Origin of the sequence: Rhizobium sp. PDO1-076 (assembly GCF_000247475.1) — a bacterium.
Classification (GTDB): domain Bacteria; phylum Pseudomonadota; class Alphaproteobacteria; order Rhizobiales; family Rhizobiaceae; genus Allorhizobium.
On record NZ_AHZC01000150.1, the window covers coordinates 1 to 4,412 of the forward strand.

4 protein-coding genes and 1 pseudogene are annotated in these 4,412 nt (G+C 52.8%); 1 reads left to right on the forward strand and 4 read right to left on the reverse strand.

What is annotated here, in order from left to right; translation table 11 throughout:
• The coding region (locus tag PDO_RS28770) for a hypothetical protein (RefSeq protein ID WP_210161515.1) at positions 1 to 184 on the forward strand (184 nt) is incomplete at its 5' end.
• A gap of 116 nt (positions 185 to 300) precedes the next feature.
• Here the strand turns inward: PDO_RS28770 and PDO_RS10345 are convergent.
• The 4 genes and pseudogenes from PDO_RS10345 to PDO_RS10360 all read right to left on the reverse strand — a co-directional run.
• Positions 301 to 1,104: a DUF3037 domain-containing protein gene (locus PDO_RS10345; RefSeq protein ID WP_007601440.1), complete on the reverse strand. Its 804-nt coding sequence runs from the start codon at positions 1,102 to 1,104 to the stop codon at positions 301 to 303.
• Positions 1,105 to 1,106: 2 nt separating this feature from the next.
• Positions 1,107 to 1,913, reverse strand: a complete 807-nt coding sequence (locus PDO_RS10350) for a HipA family kinase (protein WP_007601442.1) — start codon at positions 1,911 to 1,913, stop codon at positions 1,107 to 1,109.
• A 105-nt stretch (positions 1,914 to 2,018) separates the two neighbouring features.
• Entirely contained in the window at positions 2,019 to 3,686 is a 1,668-nt protein-coding gene (locus PDO_RS10355) for an AIPR family protein (RefSeq protein ID WP_007601444.1), read from the reverse strand.
• A gap of 130 nt (positions 3,687 to 3,816) precedes the next feature.
• A pseudogene (locus tag PDO_RS10360) lies at positions 3,817 to 4,412 on the reverse strand (RDD family protein); the annotation flags it as partial.

Consider the following 4,412-nt stretch of genomic DNA (forward strand, 5'->3'; position numbering starts at 1 on the left):
CCCAAAACACGCTCAATGGAAAAAGGTGCGGAGAAATTCGCGCTTACTCATGTCCGACTACATCGTCGATCTTGCCGACGTCAGCACCTACGGGTGCGATCCGATGTCATTTGAAGAGCTCAGGGAGGAGTTTGAAGGTTTTCCTTTTCAGGAGGACGGACTGGAGGGTCCGGTGAGTATCTAACCCAACTACCGATCGGAGTGCTTGAAAGGCGAAGGCGGCTTCGAATGAAGGAGCGCCTTCGCCCCAAGTATGTGCGCATCGAATCGGAGAGGCTTACTGCTAGATCGCAGTCGTCCTCAATGGTGGCTGGTCGCGTATCGCACCGTATTCGCGAGATGATCGAGGTCGTTTGGCGCGGTGGTAAGAAAATCCACGCCTTTACGTTCCAACATTGAGCGAACCATTTTTTCGTCACCATCACGGGCTGAATTCATCCTGCCCACGACGATCAGATGCGCGTCCATACCAGTTTCTTCGAGAGCTTCTCCGGTTAGCGCGTACTTAGCAGCAACCTCTTCCACGCGTTCCTCAGAAAGGTTGAAGTTGGTTGGTGCTACCAAATTTAGCTTGCCGTTCCTGAAACCGTATGGAACTTCCAAAGTCTTATTCAACTGCGGGAGTTCGACGGAGATACCCCGATCAAGCAAGTTCATTACGCCTCGTTTTTCCAGCGCACGACCTACCTCTGACGTGACACGGGGTAGCTTCATTCCCGAGCGAGGGCCGTGCGTTTCCACAAGTCGGCGAAACAGTCGGTTGGCGTCGGCGTCCAGATCGCGAATGGTCATCTCGCGGACGGCACTCAGCGAAACAGGGTTGGCACCTGCAGCAGTGAAGTTGTCCAACGTATCTCGGGATGGGGCATCCTTGAGTCGTTTCTCAAGGCGTTCGACAAACCCCTGAATAACCAATGATGCGCCGACCTGACCTAGCGCGCTAGCCTTCATAAGCGAGCGTGCATACGAACCCATTCCTGTGATTACCTTGCCCGAACGAAGTTCCGGCGAGATGACGGCGATACCGACATTCGACGTCTCACCACGCGCGGTATCCGCACAAAACTGCACTAGGGTGTAAAAGCCAGCATAAATTCTGGTCATTGTCATAACTCGTTCGCGATCAGCGCATTCAGATTATTTACAATATACGCAACCCGTGCTTCGAGAAAGTCCCCTATCAACTCGGCCCGCCCAGCAGACATACCCCATTCCGGTGGAGTAGTCATCGCAAGTTCAACGAGATCGTCTCTGGACCAGCCGTTAACTTGGTCGAGCGTTGTGGAAAGCACATCGAGATCAATGTGTTGTCGGAATTCTGGAAACATACCATAGACCGCCGGGTCGCTAACCTTATCCGACGCTGCGCCGCTTTGAAGCACTGCATCGGACCCGAGGACATGGGTGTGGTCGATCGCCATCAAAGTTCCATTCCCTGCCTGGTCAAGGCGAATGAAAACATTCGCTGAATTTTCATGAGGAACGCCATTAGACCGGATAAAATACCTATCTGCGTTTCGCAAAAGGGTATCAAGCACCACCAGCGTCGTAAAATCCTCCACGTTGCGGACGACTGAAAGCTGTGTGATCGACCTGTCCCAGGCGAATCCTGTCGCCTCGTGCGATGCGAAGATCACGTCAGTCCTTAGATGGGATAATCGTGCAAGGTGATGCGCCACAATATCAGGGCTGCGGATGTACCCATAGTCCAAAGTTGGCAGTCCCATTTTTTCCGCGATACCCGTTCCAATCCACTCCCGAAGCAACATCGTGTCACCTTCTACAGGGGGTGGTCCTTTGAGGAAGAGTACCGATCCATCGACAAGTGACGCCTTGACAACCTGGGCACTGGTTTCCAGCGTTTGGATGACTGCATCGAATTGGATGTCGGACGGAAACGAGACCAGAGGCATTGAGGCACCGCAATAACAACAGGAGGGCAGAAGGTCTTTGATAGCTTAGAATGGAGGCAATCGACTCGTTACAATGAGGAAGATGCACGAATTCCCAATGAATCCCTAAAGATCAAACAGAGTCATCTGAAGCCCTTCCAGTTCGGCGATTATCCGTCCCTTTGTCTTGGGGCTTCGGAACAGCTGATAATGTGCAGTGCTTCTCACATTTGCGCATGCCTTGGCCACCAGCGCCAAGGCCTCCAACACGAGCTTTCGTGCCTCTTCACCGACGGGCAACGGCGCATTCTTCTGCGTCAAGATCAGATGAGCCGCGTACAACACGAACCAGTGGCCGTATATGAGGTATTGGTGCTCGCCGGTCGGCGCTTCAATCACATCTCTCTGCCGGGCGGCATAGGCGTCGCGCATCTCCTCAATCAAACGGTAGAGTTCGACCAGTCGGCATAGGTCATCGATATTGTGATGTTCGTGAAAGATCACATTGAAACGCTCCCCGAAAATTGTGTCGGAATCGGCTTTGGCCCGATCAGGTTCACTCAATTCATATGAAAGCAGTATCTGGCCCAGCTTCAGAGCATCAACACGCTTTTTAGGGTCACGGTCAGCGTGCATGTTCCGCTTGCGCTCGAAAAAATAGCCGCGGTCGTGGAAGGCGATCTCAAGTTTTTTTAAAACAGTGTGGTTGGCCCTCAGGTCGCGAGCCTGGATGCGCGCCTGACTATTGGTCGCGACGGCGACCCTCTCGGTTATGTCACTTCGTGCCGTGGCGTAAACCCGGACCATCAAAACAACGTTCTCGAACGCTTCGGGTGACTTCTTGTAGGCTTCGAGGAGCGAGTGCGAGGTTTGAGCGCCGTTTACGATCTGGAAGTCCTCAATCCGGATTACAGGGTTCGAGTGCCCCTTGTTAAAGGCGTAGTCCTTGCAGGTGATGGTGATGCCGTTGTTCAGATACCAGAACAAGTGGCTGTCATCTGAGACTGCAGTTTGGATGATGTTGCTGTTATACCCGCCATTCGCCCCGAGGAAGATTCTCAGGTTCTCGTCGAACAAATGCCGCTTGATTGACTTTCCATCGGAGGTCTGGATCATCTCGACAAAGGATCGTGCGTCGACAGACGCTATAACGCCGCGGATATCGCCATCGGTTCGTTCGAATGCTTCTTTGCCGATTACCTGAAGGCAACCAATTTCGCGTTCCCGGCCGTTTGACCCGATGTCACGCATTATCTCGACCGGCCCGTAAATCTCGTAGTCAACACTGGGCATAGAGTTCAGCGTACTGTCGAAGATTGATTTGGCAGAAGGGGTCAATCCCTTGCCATTACTGCAGAAGACGACGCGATAGCGGCAAATGACACCGTTTTTATGGAGTTGCCAAACTCGCGCCACGGCTTCAGTCAGCTGAAGGTTGCCCGTTTTTAATAGCCGATCTTCCTTGTCGAAAAGCCCATGAAGGAAGGCCCCGATTTTCAGGACCTCCCCGTCATTGATCGTTCTATCTGTCGATTCCAATGAAGTCCGATGTTTCGATTGAAAAATGAAGACTTCCGCTCGGTCCTCGCGTTCGAGGATTTCTATGGCATCCACACCGAGATCGTTACCGCCGTCCACGATCATTTCCGGATAGTCTGACGACCTGTCCGGGAAATACTGCTCTAGCACGAGGTAAAGAAAAGCAAGCGATGGCTTTTGAAGCTCATAGCGAGCCATTGCCTTAGATACTCTCGCTTCGACGATATCCCATTCGATTGGTGAGACGGAAGGCATTTAGACCACTCTATTGAATGTGAGCGAGATTTGCATAATTTTCAGCTACTGCGTTCAAGCGTGACGCGATACGAGTAAGGGGCAGTCCCCGCATCAATCGATATCGTACCGGCCAGCCTACGAGGCCTATTCATCTGGCCGTACCGAACATAGCGTTCACGAACCGATTTTTCTCGGTCAGCTGAGCAGCAGAGCCACCTCGAGTGAACGTCAAGGTTCGCCACGCATCTCGCCCGCTGACGACAATTGTCACCTCGACAGTTGCATCTGAAGCTCTCGTTGAAATCCCCGTCGCTCGTAACCCTTGCATGCCTTGCACCTGCAATGGTTGCCACTCGGTGTTTATGGTGACCTCTGACGCCACCGCATCCCTGATGGCGTTGGCGTATGTTATGGGATCAATGTTATCTGAGGGCAGTGTTTCGTGGCCAAAGATCGCCTCGGAGAGCAACTCGCTGGCGACGAAATAGAATGCACGTCCACTGCCAGCCTCAATGGATTGAGGCTGCCAAGATTTACCGATTGTCGCTGACTTGCCCGTTACAGGGCTGACCCATGTCTGAGTGGCTGTAAGATTGCTCGCCGCTCTCTTATCCTCTGTCCGCAAGATAGTGTTGCCGATGAAAAGGACTGCGATCAATGCTACGGCTATGCCCAGTCGCATTTTACTAGGGCTCGCGACGACTGTTGGATTACCCTCGTCGTAGCTGGCTGGGCGGCCAGACG

Coding starts and splice junctions, on each gene's coding strand:
- PDO_RS10345 (WP_007601440.1), bottom strand. CDS start 1,104: ATGACCAGAATTTATGCTGGCTTTTACACCCTAGTGCAGTTTTGTGCG.
- PDO_RS10350 (WP_007601442.1), bottom strand. CDS start 1,913: ATGCCTCTGGTCTCGTTTCCGTCCGACATCCAATTCGATGCAGTCATC.
- PDO_RS10355 (WP_007601444.1), bottom strand. CDS start 3,686: ATGCCTTCCGTCTCACCAATCGAATGGGATATCGTCGAAGCGAGAGTA.